The 16,345-nt window shown below is 59.5% G+C and carries 15 protein-coding genes and 1 tRNA gene; 14 read left to right on the forward strand and 2 right to left on the reverse strand.

The window, feature by feature from the left end:
* Positions 1–2: 2 nt before the first annotated feature.
* From atpA to QMN23_RS00890, 6 genes are all read left to right on the forward strand, one after another.
* Positions 3–1,511 (forward strand): F0F1 ATP synthase subunit alpha, encoded by a 1,509-nt coding sequence (gene atpA / locus QMN23_RS00865; RefSeq protein WP_282001207.1) that lies wholly within the window; start codon positions 3–5, stop codon positions 1,509–1,511.
* Positions 1,512–1,532: 21 nt separating this feature from the next.
* Entirely contained in the window at positions 1,533–2,396 is an 864-nt protein-coding gene (gene atpG, locus QMN23_RS00870) for an ATP synthase F1 subunit gamma (RefSeq protein WP_282001208.1), read from the forward strand.
* 54 nt (positions 2,397–2,450) lie between these two features.
* Positions 2,451–3,863 (forward strand): F0F1 ATP synthase subunit beta, encoded by a 1,413-nt coding sequence (gene atpD / locus QMN23_RS00875; protein WP_282001209.1) that lies wholly within the window; start codon positions 2,451–2,453, stop codon positions 3,861–3,863.
* A gap of 66 nt (positions 3,864–3,929) precedes the next feature.
* The gene (locus QMN23_RS00880; protein WP_282001210.1) at positions 3,930–4,346 is read left to right on the forward strand and encodes a F0F1 ATP synthase subunit epsilon; all 417 of its coding nucleotides are present in this window, start codon (positions 3,930–3,932) and stop codon (positions 4,344–4,346) included.
* Between the two features lie 79 nt (positions 4,347–4,425).
* Entirely contained in the window at positions 4,426–5,445 is a 1,020-nt protein-coding gene (gene pdxA, locus QMN23_RS00885; protein WP_282001211.1) for a 4-hydroxythreonine-4-phosphate dehydrogenase PdxA, read from the forward strand.
* Between the two features lie 66 nt (positions 5,446–5,511).
* Positions 5,512–6,486: a transglycosylase domain-containing protein gene (locus QMN23_RS00890; protein WP_282001212.1), complete on the forward strand. Its 975-nt coding sequence runs from the start codon at positions 5,512–5,514 to the stop codon at positions 6,484–6,486.
* A gap of 41 nt (positions 6,487–6,527) precedes the next feature.
* Here QMN23_RS00890 and QMN23_RS00895 read toward each other — a convergent pair whose 3' ends face one another.
* Positions 6,528–7,532, reverse strand: coding sequence for a hypothetical protein (locus QMN23_RS00895; protein ID WP_282001214.1), 1,005 nt, complete (start codon positions 7,530–7,532; stop codon positions 6,528–6,530).
* Between the two features lie 172 nt (positions 7,533–7,704).
* Here QMN23_RS00895 and QMN23_RS00900 point away from each other — a divergent pair, with 172 nt between their 5' ends.
* Both QMN23_RS00900 and QMN23_RS00905 read left to right on the forward strand, forming a co-directional pair.
* Positions 7,705–9,354, forward strand: a complete 1,650-nt coding sequence (locus QMN23_RS00900) for a GspE/PulE family protein (protein ID WP_282001225.1) — start codon at positions 7,705–7,707, stop codon at positions 9,352–9,354.
* Between the two features lie 12 nt (positions 9,355–9,366).
* On the forward strand, positions 9,367–10,428 hold the full coding sequence (locus tag QMN23_RS00905; protein ID WP_282001226.1) for a type IV pilus twitching motility protein PilT: 1,062 nt from the start codon (positions 9,367–9,369) through the stop codon (positions 10,426–10,428).
* Positions 10,429–10,490: 62 nt separating this feature from the next.
* Here QMN23_RS00905 and QMN23_RS00910 read toward each other — a convergent pair.
* Positions 10,491–10,567 (reverse strand) — tRNA-Pro (locus QMN23_RS00910).
* A gap of 138 nt (positions 10,568–10,705) precedes the next feature.
* Between QMN23_RS00910 and QMN23_RS00915 the strand changes: the two genes are divergently transcribed.
* From QMN23_RS00915 to mqnC, 6 genes are read left to right on the forward strand one after another with little or no spacing between them, the layout of a single operon-like run.
* Positions 10,706–12,127, forward strand: coding sequence for a UbiD family decarboxylase (locus QMN23_RS00915; protein ID WP_282001227.1), 1,422 nt, complete (start codon positions 10,706–10,708; stop codon positions 12,125–12,127).
* Positions 12,124–12,648 (forward strand): hypothetical protein, encoded by a 525-nt coding sequence (locus QMN23_RS00920; protein ID WP_282001228.1) that lies wholly within the window; start codon positions 12,124–12,126, stop codon positions 12,646–12,648. Before QMN23_RS00915 ends, QMN23_RS00920 begins: the two co-directional genes overlap by 4 nt.
* A 13-nt stretch (positions 12,649–12,661) precedes the next feature.
* Entirely contained in the window at positions 12,662–13,531 is an 870-nt protein-coding gene (locus tag QMN23_RS00925; protein ID WP_282001229.1) for a 4-hydroxybenzoate octaprenyltransferase, read from the forward strand.
* Between the two features lie 2 nt (positions 13,532–13,533).
* On the forward strand, positions 13,534–14,148 hold the full coding sequence (locus tag QMN23_RS00930; RefSeq protein WP_432613089.1) for a UbiX family flavin prenyltransferase: 615 nt from the start codon (positions 13,534–13,536) through the stop codon (positions 14,146–14,148).
* Complete coding sequence (mqnE, locus tag QMN23_RS00935) at positions 14,145–15,227, forward strand: aminofutalosine synthase MqnE (protein WP_282001230.1); 1,083 nt, start codon at positions 14,145–14,147, stop codon at positions 15,225–15,227. The genes QMN23_RS00930 and mqnE overlap by 4 nt, the downstream gene beginning before the upstream one ends.
* A gap of 26 nt (positions 15,228–15,253) precedes the next feature.
* Positions 15,254–16,318 carry a cyclic dehypoxanthinyl futalosine synthase gene (gene mqnC, locus QMN23_RS00940; protein WP_282003783.1) on the forward strand — a complete coding sequence of 355 codons (1,065 nt, stop codon included), beginning with the start codon at positions 15,254–15,256 and terminating at the stop codon, positions 16,316–16,318.
* The last annotated feature ends 27 nt before the right edge of the window (positions 16,319–16,345 follow it).

Below are 16,345 nucleotides of genomic sequence, written 5' to 3' on the forward strand. Positions count from 1 at the left end.
CCATGGAAATCAGAGCGGAAGAAATCAGCGAGATTATCAGAAAGCAGATCAAGGACTACGGCAAGGAGGTAGAGGTTGCCGAAACCGGCACCATTATCTCCGTCGGCGATGGTATCGCCCGCATCCACGGCCTCGACAAGGCCATGGCGGGTGAGCTCCTCGAATTCCCTGGCGGTGTTTCCGGGATGGTGCTCAACCTCGAAGAAGATAACGTCGGGGCGGCGATCCTGGGGGACTTTGAAGGGATCAAGGAAGGCGACTCGGTTAAGCGGACCGGCCGCATCGTTGAGGTTCCGGTAGGCGAAGCCCTGGTTGGCCGCGTCGTCAATGCCATCGGGGAGGCGATTGATGGCAAGGGGCCGATCGACAGCAAGGACTTCCGGAAGGTGGAAGTCAAAGCCCCCGGTATCGTCAAGCGGAAATCGGTTCACCAGCCGATGCAGACCGGCCTCAAGGCGATCGACTCGATGGTGCCGATCGGCCGCGGTCAGCGCGAGCTGATCATCGGCGACCGGCAGACCGGTAAAACGGCAGTTGCCATCGACACGATCATCAACCAGAAGGGGGGCGACGTCATCTGCATCTATGTCGCCATCGGCCAGAAGCGCTCGACGGTCGCCCAGGTGGTTGGCAAGCTTCAGGAGCACGGGGCGATGGATTACACGATCGTCGTCGCCGCCACGGCTTCCGAACCGGCTCCTCTCCAGTTCATCGCTCCCTATACCGGGGTTACGATGGGCGAATACTTCCGCGACAACGGCAAGCATGCCCTCATCATTTACGACGACCTGTCCAAACAGGCCGTGGCTTATCGGCAGCTGTCCCTGCTGCTCCGTCGTCCGCCGGGACGTGAAGCCTACCCGGGCGACGTCTTCTACCTCCATAGCCGTCTCCTCGAGCGTGCGGCAAAGCTTTCTGACGATTGCGGGGCCGGTTCGCTGACCGCGCTGCCGATCATCGAAACGCAGGCCGGTGACGTTTCCGCTTACATTCCGACCAACGTCATCTCCATCACAGACGGCCAGATCTATCTTGAGAGTGACCTGTTCTACTCCGGGGTCCGGCCGGCCATCAACGTCGGTCTGTCAGTTTCCCGCGTCGGCGGCTCCGCACAGATCAAGGCGATGAAACAGGTTGCCGGTACCCTCCGGCTGAACCTGGCTCAGTATCGTGAGATGGCTGCTTTTGCCCAGTTCGGTTCCGATCTGGACAAAGCCACCCAGATGCAGCTGGCCCGCGGCGAGCGCCTGGTTGAAATTCTCAAGCAACCCCAATACCGGCCGCTGCCGGCCGAGAAGCAGGTCATCGTCATCTTTGCTGCCAATAACGGCTATGTCGACGAGTATTCCGTCTCCGTCCTGAACCGTTACGAGTCGGAGCTCAATACATTCTTCGATACGCGGAAGGCTGACATTCTGGCCGAGCTGCGGGAGAAGAAGGCCATTGATGATGATCTCAAAACGAAGATCATTGCGGCGCTTGATGAGTTTAAGAAGGAATTTACTGCGTAATTCAAGGACGGTGCTTCGCCCATGCCTAGCCTTAAATCGATTAAAAAGCGGATCAGTTCCGTAAAGAATACCCGGCAGATCACCAAAGCCATGAAAATGGTCTCCGCAGCCAAGCTGCGGCGGGCTCAGGAAAGCGTTGTTGCGGCGCGTCCCTACGCCAAGAAACTCGGCGAGGTGCTGGAGCGGCTTTCCCGGAGCGGTGATGTGGAGAGCAGTCCGCTCCTCCAGAAGCGGGTTGCCGAAAAAGCGTTACTCATTGTCGTTACCTCGGACCGGGGGCTCTGCGGTGGCTTCAACGCCAATATCTGCAAAGCCGCCGAGCGTTTTCTGAAGGAAAAGAAGGGCGACTATGCCGAGCTGAGTGTCCTCACCATTGGTCGGAAGGGGTTTGACTTCCTGAAGAACCGGCACAAGGTGTGGAAAAACTACAGCAACGTTCTGTCCAGCCCCAACTACCAGACGGCAGCGCTGTTGGCGCGTGAGGTTATTGAAGGCTTCATTGCCGAGGAATACGACGAGGTTTATCTGCTCTTCAATGCCTTCAAGACCGTCATGTCTCAGGACATCACGCTTGAAATGCTGCTGCCGATTACTCCTCCTGCCAGCAATGAAGAGGAATATGCGCCCGAATACATCTACGAGCCGTCGAAGGGCGAGTTGTTGGCGGAGATTCTGCCGAAACATATTGAAGTGCAGATTTTCCGGGCCGTCCTGGAGTCGATAGCTGCCGAGCATGGCGCCCGGATGACCGCCATGGACAGCGCCTCGAAGAATGCCACGGAAATGATTGGCAAACTGACGCTTCAGTACAACCGGGCGCGCCAGGCTGCCATTACCACCGAACTCATGGAAATCATTTCCGGCGCCGAATCAATCAAGGGATAGTTTGCACGTATAGAAAAGAGAGGCCGTTACCGGCCGCAGGAGGAAGAGGGTACAATGAGTCAGAATATCGGAAAGATTACGCAGGTTATCGGCGCGGTTGTCGACGTCGAGTTTGAGCCGGGTAAGCTCCCCCCCATTTACAATGCTCTGCGGGTAACCAATGCCGCAATTGACGATCGCGAATACAACCTGGTACTGGAAGTTGCCCAGCACCTTGGCGAAAATTCGGTCCGGACCATTTCGATGGATTCGACCGACGGTTTGGTTCGCGGCCAGAACGTTCTCGATACCGGTAAACAGATTTCGGTGCCGGTAGGACGCAAAACTCTTGGCCGGATCATCAACGTCATCGGTGAGCCGGTTGATGAGATGGGGCCGGTCAATGCGGAGAAAGAGTACGGGATTCACCGCAGCGCGCCGCTGTTCGAAGACCAGTCGACGAAGATCGAAGCGTTTACCACCGGGATCAAGGTCGTTGACCTGCTTGCCCCGTATGCCCGTGGCGGTAAGATCGGCCTCTTCGGTGGCGCCGGCGTCGGCAAGACCGTTCTGATCATGGAGCTGATCAATAACATCGCCAAGCAGCACGGTGGTTTCTCGGTTTTCGCCGGGGTGGGTGAGCGTACCCGTGAAGGGAACGACCTCTGGATGGAAATGAAGGAGTCGGGCGTTCTCGACAAGGCATCGCTCGTCTACGGTCAGATGAACGAGCCGCCGGGAGCCCGTGCCCGGGTTGCTCTCACGGCGCTGTCGATTGCCGAATACTTCCGCGACGAAGAGGGCCAGAACGTGCTTCTCTTTATCGATAACATCTTCCGTTTCACCCAGGCCGGTTCCGAGGTGTCCGCGCTCCTCGGCCGTATTCCTTCGGCCGTTGGTTACCAGCCGACCCTCGCGACTGAGATGGGTGAACTCCAGGAGCGGATCACCTCGACCAAGAAAGGTTCCATTACCTCGGTCCAGGCGATTTACGTTCCGGCTGACGACCTTACCGACCCTGCCCCGGCCACTACGTTTGCCCACCTTGACGCAACGACCGTTCTTTCCCGGCAGATTGCCGAGCTCGGCATCTATCCGGCCGTTGACCCGCTCGACTCGACTTCCCGGATCCTCGATCCGCAGGTCGTCGGCGATGAGCATTACAAGGTCGCCCGTGAAGTGCAGTACGTCCTGCAGCGCTATAAAGACCTGCAGGACATCATCGCGATTCTCGGGATGGACGAACTTTCCGAGGAAGATAAGCAGGTCGTTGCCCGGGCCCGGAAGATTCAGCGCTTCCTGTCCCAGCCGTTCCATGTTGCCGAGGCATTTACCGGTACCCCCGGGGTTTATGTCGAGCTGAAGGACACCATTAAAGGGTTCAAGGAAATCGTTGAAGGCAAACATGACGATATCCCCGAGCAGGCGTTCTACATGGTCGGGACGATCGAAGAAGCCATTGAGAAGGCCCAGCGGCTTGCCGCTTAATTGACGTTATCAGATCGCCGGAGAAGACGCGCCGCTGAGCGGCGCTACTCCAGCGGAGGATTATAGATGGCAGAAAAAATTACATTCGAACTGGTTACGCCTTATCGGAAGGTGTTGACCGAAGAGGTCGACGAAATCACCGCTATCGGCTCGCTGGGCGAATTCAGCGTGCTGCCGGGTCATGCACCGTTCCTGACTGCACTGAAAATCGGCGAGCTGTCGTACAAGCAGAACGGCGGTTCCAGTTACCTGGCAGTTAACTGGGGCTACTTCGAGATCAAGGACGATAAGGCTGTTGTGCTGGTGGAAACCGCCGAACGGGCCGACGAAATTGACCTTGAACGGGCCCAGGCCGCGCTTGGCCGTGCGGAAACCGCGCTGAAAACCCTTTCTGCAGAGGACAAGAAGTACCGGGTCATGGAGGCAGCCCTGGAGCGGGCGGCAATCCGGATGCAGGTTGCGGCAAAATCAGCCAGGAAATAACGTATAAATCGATTAGCTGAATTAAGAGCGGCCCGTGCCGCTCTTTTTTTTTAGGCCAACGTAGGGTATAACAACGGCAATGACAATGGAGAAACCGCTCATAGCCCTTACCATGGGCGACCCGACAGGTATCGGCCCGGAGATCATTGCGCAGACGGTTGCCGAGCCGGCAGTGGCCGCCGTCTGTCGACCGGTCGTTTTTGGCGACAATGGAGCCATTGCACGAGCGAATTCACTTGTTGGCGCCGGCCGGGAGTTCGCTACGGTATCCTCTGTCAATGAAGCCGCATCGCTAACCGGTCCGGCGGTGCCGCTCATACCTCTTACGACCCTGGCCGACGTGGATATGGCATATGGACAGCCGACCGCTGCGTCCGGAGACGCCATGTACCGCTATATCGTCGAGGCGGCCCGCCATTGTCTGACTGGCGAGGTCGACGGAATGGCGACGGCGCCGATCAACAAAGAGGCAATGAATCGGGCAGGCCATAGTTACCCCGGGCATACCGAGTTGCTGGCGGAACTGACCGGCAGCGACGAATACGTGATGATGCTGGCCGGAGAGCGTCTCCGGGTGGCGCTGGTTACGATCCATGTCTCCCTGCGAGACGTTCCGTCCCTGCTCTCCATTGAGAAGGTCGTGCAGACGATCCGCATCGTCAACCGGGATGTTGGTCGCTACTTCTGTTGCCGTCCGCGCATCGCCGTGCTGGCGCTCAACCCCCACTGCGGCGAAGGGGGGATGTTCGGTGACGAAGAGGAAAAGATCATTGCTCCGGCAGTGAAGCTAGCTCGGCTGGCAGGGATCGAGGCAACCGGCCCGCTCTCGGCGGACACCCTGTTTCATTTCGCCGTCCAGGGTGAATATGACGCTGTGGTGTGCATGTATCATGACCAGGGGTTGATCCCGTTGAAGCTCCTCCATTTCGACGATGCTGTCAACGTAACGCTTGGTTTGCCGATTATCCGTACTTCGGTGGATCACGGAACAGCCTACGATCTAGCCGGAACGGGGCGGGCATCGGCAAAGAGCATGATTGCGGCGGTAAGGATGGCAGCGGCAATGGCCGTTATGCGTAATACTGGCGTGGCAGTCTAAGCGACGCCATGCGACCGGGAAGGGCGGCTGTGACAGGTGCCCTTCCGTTGTTGTGAGAGAGAACCGATGAAGAAAAAGAAAATCGTCCTGGCAATCTTGGGAATCATATTACTCTATGTGGGGTACATCGGCGTCTCGATTATGAATCTGCCGTCGGTGGAGGTGTTGAAGAACCGCCGGATGAATATGACAATCCAGGTCAAGGACTGGCACAACAACTATCACTCCTTTGTCGTTGGCCCGAAAAACCGCTACTGGACAGCTTCGGCAAGCATCCCCGCCGAGATGAAATGGGCGGTGATTGTTGCCGAAGATGCCAATTTTTACAAACATGAGGGGATTGACGTCAAGGCGATCAAGAACGCCATCAAGTACGATCTGGAGAAAAAGAGCTTTGCTCGGGGGGCCTCAACGATTACCCAGCAGGTAGCAAAAAACCTCTTTCTCTCCCGGGAGAAAACGATCAGCCGGAAAATCGAGGAAGTGATTCTGGCAAAACGGATGGAGCAGGAGCTGACAAAGGGAAGAATCATCGAGCTCTATCTCAATGTCGTTGAGCTGGGACCGATGATCTACGGGATCGGGCACGGCGCCCATTACTATTTTGGTAAGTCGGCGGCGGCTCTCACCCCGCGGGAATGTGCCTTCCTGGCGGCGATGCTCCCCGGACCGCGGCAGGCCTACAACCCGTATAAGCACCTCGACAAGGTGCTGAAGCGGTCGGAAATGATCCTGCGGCTGCTGCGCAGCAAAGGGGCGCTGTCCGAAGACGAATACCGCCAAGCCCTGGCGGAATCACCCAATATCAGCGGCATGCAGCGCAAGGTCGACGAGAGTATCAAACAGCAGGAGGTGCCGTTTACTCCTCTCTCGTCGGCGACTGTACCTGGTCAGCCGGCGGCCAGCGAGGCACCTGCCGCCGGGGCCGGTAACTCCGAGCAGCGCGAAACGCCGCCGCAAAACAGCGCAACGGAGCCGCCGGCTGGTGAAAATGTGCCGGCTGGCGCTGCCGCCCCGCCAACCGAGCAGGCACCGCGGTAAAAGCTACACTGCAAAGCCGGCACTGCCTCGTGAAGGCAGGGCTATACCCGGAATCGCTCGATATCCGGGTCCGAAAAGGTATTGTCCACTACCAGCTGCCGTTCATGGCCGTCAATAGCCACGCTGACCGAGCAGGATTGCCCCGGCTCCGCCTTGGTGTAGCGGAGGAGGAGCCGGACGGCCGTTTCCAGCAGTTCTTCGCTGAGAATCCCCATTACCACTGCAGTCGGGCTGCTTCCCTCCATCCAGCGAATGGCGGCTTCACCCTGCTGCATAGCCTGGCCGAGCAAGTTGTTTTCGGCCTCATTGCGGCCGACAAGGACCTTGGTACGTTCCCCGACCCGGAAATGGCGCCCTACTTTCAGCAGGCGAAAATCGCGGAGATTGAGCTCATCCGAATGGTCGAAGACATCCCGGACCTTGGAGACGAAAGAAACTTCCGTCAACAGGCAACCGCCGGCAGGGCAGGGATAGTTCTTGACGTCCAGGTCTTCGGCTAACTGCATCTGGACCTTGCGGGAACGCCCCTGGATGGCCAGTAGTTTTTCCCGGTCGACCCAGCCGTTCTGCTCGGGGATGGTCGGCGCGAAATGCTGTGCCGAAAGAGGCCGGAGCAGCAAACCTTCCAAGCCGCTCTCGCGCTCGATAACCCGGAGAGTGTCGCGGCGCTGGCTCATCGGCCGCTGGCCAAGCACTTCACCGGTAATAACGAAGTCCGCTCCGGAGGTGGCCATGTATTCCCGGGCCTTGCGTAGCAGGAAGATCCGGCAATCGATGCAGGGGTTCATCCCTTTGCCGTGGCCATGCCGTGGGTTGCGTACCACTTCCAGGTAATCGACGCCCTTGTGCATGACTTTGATCGGGATGCCAAACTCTTCGGCAACCCTGACTGCCTCAGATTTGCAGCCGGCGTTTTTGCCGGTGCAGGTACAGAAGGGGGAGGTGAAATTGAGGGCCTCGACGTCGATACCCTGCTCAAGCATTACTTTGACCGCAAGGGTAGAGTCGAGTCCTCCGGAAAGGAGGGCCAGCGCTTTTTTCTTCATGGTTTCTCCTGGGGCGCCATCACGGGCGGAAGAACGGTAAGCTCCCGGTACGGGGCCGAAATATCCGTCAGGCTAGCACAGGGCGGCAAGAAATGTAAAGAGGCGAGACAAAAACAAAATTGTGCTCAAGTACCGGGGTATCCGGCCGATGGGAAGTAAAGGGAGGGGAATAATGGACAGTATCGTCAAGGAAGGGTCGCTCGGTTCCATCCTGTTCAAGTGTCAGATCATCAGCGAGGAAGATATTGCTGCCGCCCTTGCAGAACAGGAGCAGACCGGCTGCCGGTTCGGTGAGGCGCTGGTCACTCTTGGTATCGTCACCCAGGAAGATATCGACTGGGCACTGTCGAATCAGCTCAATATCCCCTATGTGCGCCTCAAACCGCCCATGTTCGATCAACAGGCGGTCGCCTTGGTGTCGGCGACACTGGCGAGACAGCATAATCTGATTCCGCTGATCCGCGCTGGCGATGAGCTGAGTATCGCTATTGCCGATCCCCTCAACCTGACTGCCGTTACCGAAGTTGAACGGATCACCGGTTGTTCGGTTACGGTTTCCGTGGCGCTGATCCGTGAAATTCGGGAAATGCAGGAGCTGTTCTACGGCGCGGCCGATTCGACAGTATCGCTCGGTTTTGCTTCGGCCAATTTTCCGCCGCAGGCCATTGCCGCAATCAATGAAGACTTGAGCGGCGGTAAGTTACTCGATTATCTGCTCCTCTTTATCCTGCAACAGAAGCTTGCTTCACTGTCGCTGCAACCGCTCGGGGAAACCGTCATCGTCGTCGGGCGCCGGGGCGGGGTAACGCGTGAGATCGGTCGGCTGGCGGCCGCCTACTATCCAGAAGTTGTCCAGCGGACCAGGAAGCTGGCCCGTCTGGGAGAAGTCGAGCTCACCGGCCGGGGTGAACTCGCCTTTGCCTGGAAAGGGAAAAATATCCCGTTTCAGGTGGCGTCGCTCCGGAGTGAAGCTGGTGAGCATCTGACGTTCAGAATGCACGTTGCCGCACCATTCCCCGGCTCGGTGGCCGATCTTGGCCTGTCGGCAGAGAAACTCGGACAGTTTGGGGATCTTGCGGCGCTCAACCGAGGTCTGCTCCTTGTCGCGGCGCGCGAACGGGAAATCCGGCAGATGGTGATCAATCTCTATCTGCAGGAGTGTGATACGACAGGTAAAACGGTGATGGTTCTTGGCGAAGGGACCAATCCCGGGGAAAAACGTTTTCCGCGGGTTGCCGTCCCCCGGCATTCCGAGCTCGGAGCGTTGATCCCCGGGGTGCTGGATCACGATCCCGATATTCTGGCCATTGAAGATGTTGCAGACGGTCACGGCTTCGCGGCGGCCTGCCGGGCGGCGCTTCGCGGCAAGCTGGTCGTCGCCGGCGTAGGTTTTGCCGATCTTGCCGGTACGTTCAAGCATCTGCTCACTTTTCGTGACAAGCTGCAGATGATTCCGCTACAGCCGAAGGGGATCATCGTCTGCCGGGGAGTCCGTACTCTCTGTCCTGACTGCCGGGAGCAGGGGCCGCCCTCGGCCGAAGAGCTTGCCGGGCTGGCGGCGGAGCTTCATGTTCCGGTCGGTTGTCGGCCGGTCGGTTGCGCTTCGTGCGACCAGACTGGTTATCGAGGCAAACGATATCTGTTGGAGATGCTCGTTTTCGACGAGGAGATGAGGAAACGTTTCGCCTCGGCCCGCGACGACCGGGAGGTTCTCGACTATCTGCGCGGCAAGGGGTGGTCCGGTATTGTCGAGGAAGGGAAGACGCTGGTAGTTGAAGGAGAGATATCCATCGAGGATTATCAAACCTCGATCTTGACCTGATGGAGATGGCACATGGCACGGATTGATGCACTTTTCAAGATGATGAAGGAACAGGGGGCGTCCGACCTACATCTGTCGACCGGGGCGCCGCCAATTTTCCGGCTCCATGGCGAGATGGTCCGGCAGAATTTCAAGGCGCTGACCCATGATGAGCTGAGGGGGATTCTGTTCGAAATCCTGTCGGCCAAGCAGCAGGAGGAATTCGACGCGAGGCACGACCTCGACTTCGCTTACGCAATTCCGGGGCTGGCCCGCTTCCGGGGGAATTATATGATGCAGCACCGGGGGATCGCCGCCGTCTTCCGGATTATCCCGAGCAAAATCCTGTCGGCCGATGATCTGAGCCTGCCTGAAGGGGTACGGAAGATGACCCAGTTCAAAAAAGGGCTGGTGCTGGTGACGGGGCCGACCGGTTCGGGGAAATCGACGACCTTGGCGGCCATGATTGATCTGATCAATTCCACCCGCCAGGAGCATATCCTCACCCTGGAGGACCCGCTCGAATTCATTCATGAAAACAAACTTTCGCTGCTTAATCAGCGGCAGATCGGCGAGCACTCGGACAGCTTTACCAACGCGCTGCGGGCGGCGTTGCGCGAAGACCCCGACGTTATCCTGGTTGGGGAGATGCGGGACCTGGAGACGATTAGCCTCGCCATGAGCGCTGCCGAAACGGGCCACTTGGTCTTCGGCACGCTGCATACCAATTCGGCGGCCAAGACCATTGACCGAATTATCGATGTCTTTCCGAAAGATGGCCAGGAACAGGTGCGGGCCATGCTTTCCGAATCGCTCAAGGGGGTAGTGTGCCAGCAATTATTGAAGACCGCCGACGGGAAAGGGCGGGTGGCTGCCCTGGAAATCATGCTCGGCACGCCGGCCATCGCCAACCTGATCCGGGAGGGGAAAACCTTTCAGATTCCGTCGATCATCCAGACCGCCAAGCGGGACGGCATGCAGCTGATGGATCAGCACCTGCTCGATCTGTTAAAGATGAAGCGGGTTGCTGCGGAGGAGGCGTACCGCTGTGCCCAGGACAAGAAACAGTTCGAGCAGTACCTGGATAAAGCGTAACGAAGCGAGCGGAGAGGTGAAAAAGAAAAGGGGCCTGCACGAGGCCCCTTTTTTTGTCTTTATGGTCGGGATGACTGGATTTGAACCAGCGGCCCCCTGCTCCCGAAGCAGGTGCGCTACCAGGCTGCGCTACATCCCGACTCGGACTCTTATAGCGGTTTCCCTTTCTTTTGTCAACAGTTTAACCGGCTGCCGACCAAGAAAAGGGTTGTCAGTCGCGGGTGGAACGTGCTAGAAAATTAGATTCAGCGCGGACTTTTGCCCAATGAAGGGGGCCATGGCGTACCGGGACTTGCACGATTTCCTGGCAGAGTTGCACCGGCTTGGTGCTCTGCATCGCGTCGGGGCGGAGGTTGACCCACACCTCGAGATTGCCGCCATCACCGACCGGGTGACCAAAGCTCCCGCGGGAGGGCCGGCGCTGCTGTTCGAGAAGGTGCGGGGGGGTGCGATTCCGGTCGCCACCAATCTGTTCGGCTCGCCGCAACGAATGGCCGTGGCGTTGGGGCTGACAACGCTCGACGAGTTGCAGCAGCGGATGGACGAACTGCTGGCGCTGACGCCAGGGGGGGCAGATACGGCAAGCCGTGCGGAGTTGCCCCGCCAGGAAGAGCTTGCCGAATTTGCTCCGGTAACCGTCGAGACAGGACGCTGCAGGGATATCGTCGATGATGCCGTTGATCTGACGGCCTACCCTTTCCTCACCTGCTGGCCCGGTGACGGCAAACCGGATTGGCCGGGTCGATTCATCACTCTCCCGCTCGTTTTTACTCGTGATCCCGATACTGGCGCTGCCAACTGCGGCATGTACAGGGTGCCGGTTTTCGACGCTGCCCGGGCTGGTATCCGCTGGCATGCCGGTGCCGGCGGCGATCTCCATTACCGGAAGTATTGCCGTCGGCAGGAAAAGATGCCGGTCGCGGTGGCTGTCGGCGGCGATCCGGCGGCGATTTTTGCTGCGACCCTACCGCTTCCCGAAGAACTCGACGAAATGTACCTTGCCGGGTTTCTCAGGCGCGCGCCGCTGCCGATGGTCCGCTGCCAGACTTCCGACCTGCTGGTGCCGGCCGATGCCGATCTGGTAATCGAGGGGGTCATCGATCCGGCCGAAGAGGTAAGTGACGGGGCGTTCGGCAACCATAGCGGCTTTTATCAACCGGCCCGGCATGTGCCGCTGTTGCGGGTCAGCCATGTTACCCGGCGCCGGGATTGTATCTATCCGGCAACGGTAGTCGGCCCACCGCCCGCGGAGGACTGTTTCCTGGCCAAGGCGGCGGAAAGGTTTTTCCTGCCACTATTTCGACGGCGCTGGCCCGAGATTGTCGATATCAACTTTCCGCTGGAATGGATTTTTCACAACAGTGCGATCGTCTCGGTGCGGGACGGGGAAAAGGGGCGGGGAAGAGAGCTGATCAAGGCGATGTGGCGGTCGGAGTTGATGCGCCGCGCCCGGGTCATCGTGCTGGTCGGTGAGGATGTCGATGTTCAGGATCTTTCCCGGGTTGCCTGGCGGGTGATGAATGGCACCGATTGGCGCTCCGATCTGATCATTGATGATGACGGCGTACGCCAGCCCCGGTTTCCCTGGCTCGAGGGGCGGCTCGGCATCGATGCGACACGCCGGTCGGCGGAAGTGCTGGCCGACCCGGCGACGGTACGGCTGGTCGCGACCCGCTGGAGGGAGTACGGTTTCCGATGAATATGCGGCTTTTCCGGGGACTGGCTCTTTTGCTCTGGCTGGTGGTCGCCGGCTGTTACCATCTTCGCCTGGCGGCGACGCCGCTCGAAGAGGCTCGTTTTTCCGTGAAGTTACCGGAGGAGCGGGTAATGGCGGCAGTCAAGTTCCTTTTGCAGCAAGACGGCTACACCATCGAGTCGGCGGATGAGCGGGAAGGTATTATCCTGACCGAGTACCGTAATTTTTCAACCAAGGCCGGTGGCGTCACTCTGCCGGAAGGGGGCCGTCTCTATTATCACAAGCTGAAGGTGACGATCGGCAGCTCCGGAGCAGAAACGGTTGTGGCACTGGCCTCGGTCGATCTCGAAATCAGGTCGAGCTACGTTTACGAAGATGATGGTCGGGTGCAGGCGTTGAAAAAAAGGTACCCCTACGAGCAGTACCCCGGCATGTTCGACTTGTCGACCGTCACCTGGGAACTCAAGCGGGTCAGCGGATATCTGCAGACGGGGCTGCGGCGTGAGGCCAAAAATGGTTATTGAGGAAAGGGTAGCAATGGGCGCATTCGGCAAGGCCAGAGTGTTCCTGGAAATGATCAAGTTTTCCCACACGATCTTCGCCCTGCCGTTTGCGTTGACGGGGGCGGTACTGGCTGCCCGTGGGCTCCCTACCGGGTACCAGATATTCTGGATCCTCGTGGCGATGGTGGGAGCCCGCACCACGGCGATGGGCCTGAACCGGCTGATCGACGCGGATATCGATGCCCGCAACCCGCGGACGGCCGGGCGGGCAATCCCGGCGGGGCTGATCGGCAAGGGGACGGTTGTTGCCTTCATCGTTTTTTCAGTGCTGGTGATGCTCTATGCGGCGTTCATGCTCAACCGGCTCTGCCTCTACCTAGCCCCGGTGGCGCTCTTCTTCCTGGTCCTCTACTCGTACTGCAAGCGGTTTACCGCCCTGGCGCACGTGGTGCTCGGCGTCTGTCTCGGCGCTGCCCCCATCGGTGCCTGGATCGCCATCCGGGGAGACGTGGCCCTGCCTGTGTTGTTCCTTGGGCTGGCCGTGCTCTTCTGGGTCGCCGGCTTCGACATCCTGTACGCGCTCCAGGATCTGGAGTTTGACCGGCAAAGCGGCCTGCACTCGATTCCGGTACATCTCGGCATTGCCGGTTCCCTCTGGACGGCAAGGGCTTTTCATCTGGTGATGCTCGGGTTGCTGGCAGGGGTGTGGTCGACGCTGGGGCTGGGGATGATCTTTCTTGTCGGACTCCTCGTCACGGCGACGATGCTGGGCTATGAGCACTGGCTGCTGCGGGGCGGCAATCTGGCGAAACTCGATGCGGCGTTTTTCAATATGAACGGTTACATCAGTGTGGTGATCTTCCTCTTCACTGCTGCCGACGTCTTGCTGCTCGGGGGGCGTTAATCATGGCGAAGCACTTCGTCATCGGCCTGACCGGCGCCTCCGGTGCCATCTATGGCTTCCGTCTTTGCGAAGAACTGCTCCGCGCCGGGCATCGCCTGACGGTGCTGGCCAGCCAGCCGGCGATCGAGGTCATCCGCGAAGAACTCGGCTTGAGTCTCCGCGGCGACGAGGCGACGGTCAGGACCGCTCTCTGTCGCTATCTGCAGACCACGGACGATACCCTTGCCTATTACGCCGCCGACAATCTCCTCGCTCCGGTGGCCAGCGGCTCTGCCGCTCCCGAGGCGATGGTCGTGGTCCCCTGCAGCATGGGAACCCTGGCGCGGATCGCCAGCGGCGTTTCGACGTCCCTGCTCGAACGGTGCGCCGATGTGATGCTGAAAGAGCGGCGCCCGCTCATCCTGGTCCCGCGGGAGACGCCGCTCAACGAAATCCATCTGGAAAACATGCTCAAACTGACCCGGATGGGGGTGCGCATGCTGCCGGCCATGCCCGCGTTTTACCACCAGCCGCAGACGCTTGCCGATCTTGTCGATTTTCTGGTCGGTAAGGTTCTCGATTCCCTTGGCATTGAGCAGACCCTCTTTCGGCGCTGGGGTGGAAAGGAGCAGTCATGATTTCACTGGCGGGCATCCGCGACAAAGTCGGCGCCGGAGCGCGGATCGATGATGACGAAGCGCTGTTTCTCTTCGAACACCACGACCTCTTGGCGGTGGGGGAGCTGGCGGCGACCGTCAACCGTCGCTGCAATGGCGAACGGGTCTTTTTCAACGTCAACCGTCATATCAATCACACGAATATCTGCGTCAACCGGTGCACGTTCTGCGCGTTTTCCAAGACTGCCGACGAGCCGGGTGCCTACCTCTACGACCTGGAAGAAGTACGTAACCGGGCCATGGAGGCGCTCAGCCAGGGGGCGACCGAGATCCATATCGTCGGCGGCCTCCATCCCGATCTGCCGTTCGAGTTCTATCTGGCGATGTTGCGCACAGTGAAGGAAGTATCGCCGACGCTGCACGTCAAGGCATTCACGGCTGTGGAGATCGACTACCTGGCACGGCTTTCCGGCCTGTCACTTGCTGAAACACTGGCACAGCTGAAGGAGGCGGGCCTTGGTTCCCTTCCCGGCGGCGGCGCCGAAATCCTGCGCTGGGAAGTGCGTCAGCGGCTCTGTCCGGAGAAGATCAGCGGCGAGCGCTGGCTCGAAGTCATGGCGGCGGTGCATGCCGCCGGGCTGAAGTCCAATGCCACCATGCTGTACGGCCATATCGAAACGTTTGCCGATCGCGTCGACCACATGCGGCGGTTGCGCGAACTCCAGGACCGGACCGGCGGTTTTCAGGTGTTTATCCCCCTGACCTTCCAGAAGGAAAATAATCCGCTCGGTCATCTCAAGCGGCCCGGCAGCGGCGGGGTCGACGATCTCAAAACTCTGGCCGTTGCCCGGATCTATTTAGACAATTTCGCCAATATCAAAGCTTACTGGGTGATGCTCGGCCAGAAAATCGCCCAGGTGTCGCTCGCCTTCGGGGTCAACGATCTCGACGGTACGGTGGTGGAAGAGAAGATCGGCCATGATGCGGGTGCGGATTCACCGGCGACCATGGGGCGTGACGAAATCGTTGCGCTGATCCGCAAGGCGGGGCGGATCCCGGTAGAGCGCGATACCCTCTATAACGAACTGAGAACCTTCTGATGCCCGCCGGAATGGTGATGACCCCTATGCTCCAACAGATCGAAGGCAAGCTCCGGCAGGGCGAACCGCTCGACCGCCGCGAAGGGTGCTGGTTACTGACCGAGGCTGACCTGTTGGCGGTGGGGAGGCTGGCCGACACGGTCCGCCGCCGGCTTCATCCCGAAGACGTTGTGACGTTCGTCGTCGACCGGAATGTCAACTACACCAATATCTGCGAATCACGCTGCAAGTTCTGCGCGTTTTATCGGGATGCCGAGGCGCCGGACGCCTACTTGCTGGGCGAGGCGGAGATCTTTGCCAAGATTGCCGAGCTGGTGGCCCAGGGCGGGACCCAGCTGCTGATGCAGGGGGGGCTCCATCCGTCCCTGGGGATCGAATTTTTCGAGCGACTGTTCCGCGGCATCAAGGAACGTTTCCCGACGGTCCAGAATCACTCCCTCTCCCCGGCCGAGATTACCCAGCTTGCCGCCGTTTCCCGGCTGGATATCGCCACGACGATCAGTCGGCTGCGGGCGGCGGGCCTCGATTCGATTCCCGGCGGCGGGGCGGAAATCCTGGTCGATACGGTCCGGCAGGAGATCTCGCCGAAGAAGATCGGTTGGGCCGGCTGGGCTGCGGTGATGCGCGAGGCGGCCCGTCAGGGGATGCCAACCACGGCAACCATGATGTTCGGCAGCCGCGAACGCCCCGCCGATATCGTCGAGCACCTGTTCCGCATCCGGGAGTTGCAGGAGGATGGCGGGTCATTCACGGCATTCATCCCCTGGACCTACCAGCCCGGCAACACGGAACTTGGCGGGACGACTGCCAGCGGCGTCGAATATCTGAAGGTCCTGGCCCTCTCGCGGCTTGTCCTCGACAATGTCCCGAATATCCAGGCCAGCTGGGTTACCCAGGGGGCAAAGATGGCACAGGTGGCGCTCTTTTTTGGGGCTAACGACCTGGGTGGGACCATGCTTGAGGAGAATGTCGTCGCCGCTGCCGGCTGCACCTTCCGGATGAGTCTGCAGGAGATGGTCGACCTTGCCCGGGATGCTGGCTTCCGGCCGGCCCAGCGCACCACCCTCTACCGGATCGTGCAGGAGTTTTAGAGTTCTTTGCCGGCGCACGCGACGCCG

Origin of the sequence: Geotalea uraniireducens, from assembly GCF_027943965.1 — a bacterium.
Taxonomy (GTDB): domain Bacteria; phylum Desulfobacterota; class Desulfuromonadia; order Geobacterales; family Geobacteraceae; genus Geobacter; species Geobacter uraniireducens.

Coding starts and splice junctions, on each gene's coding strand:
- atpA (WP_282001207.1), top strand. CDS start 3: ATGGAAATCAGAGCGGAAGAAATCAGCGAGATTATCAGAAAGCAGATC.
- atpG (WP_282001208.1), top strand. CDS start 1,533: ATGCCTAGCCTTAAATCGATTAAAAAGCGGATCAGTTCCGTAAAGAAT.
- atpD (WP_282001209.1), top strand. CDS start 2,451: ATGAGTCAGAATATCGGAAAGATTACGCAGGTTATCGGCGCGGTTGTC.
- QMN23_RS00880 (WP_282001210.1), top strand. CDS start 3,930: ATGGCAGAAAAAATTACATTCGAACTGGTTACGCCTTATCGGAAGGTG.
- pdxA (WP_282001211.1), top strand. CDS start 4,426: ATGACAATGGAGAAACCGCTCATAGCCCTTACCATGGGCGACCCGACA.
- QMN23_RS00890 (WP_282001212.1), top strand. CDS start 5,512: ATGAAGAAAAAGAAAATCGTCCTGGCAATCTTGGGAATCATATTACTC.
- QMN23_RS00895 (WP_282001214.1), bottom strand. CDS start 7,532: ATGAAGAAAAAAGCGCTGGCCCTCCTTTCCGGAGGACTCGACTCTACC.
- QMN23_RS00900 (WP_282001225.1), top strand. CDS start 7,705: ATGGACAGTATCGTCAAGGAAGGGTCGCTCGGTTCCATCCTGTTCAAG.
- QMN23_RS00905 (WP_282001226.1), top strand. CDS start 9,367: ATGGCACGGATTGATGCACTTTTCAAGATGATGAAGGAACAGGGGGCG.
- QMN23_RS00915 (WP_282001227.1), top strand. CDS start 10,706: ATGGCGTACCGGGACTTGCACGATTTCCTGGCAGAGTTGCACCGGCTT.
- QMN23_RS00920 (WP_282001228.1), top strand. CDS start 12,124: ATGAATATGCGGCTTTTCCGGGGACTGGCTCTTTTGCTCTGGCTGGTG.
- QMN23_RS00925 (WP_282001229.1), top strand. CDS start 12,662: ATGGGCGCATTCGGCAAGGCCAGAGTGTTCCTGGAAATGATCAAGTTT.
- QMN23_RS00930 (WP_432613089.1), top strand. CDS start 13,534: ATGGCGAAGCACTTCGTCATCGGCCTGACCGGCGCCTCCGGTGCCATC.
- mqnE (WP_282001230.1), top strand. CDS start 14,145: ATGATTTCACTGGCGGGCATCCGCGACAAAGTCGGCGCCGGAGCGCGG.
- mqnC (WP_282003783.1), top strand. CDS start 15,254: ATGCTCCAACAGATCGAAGGCAAGCTCCGGCAGGGCGAACCGCTCGAC.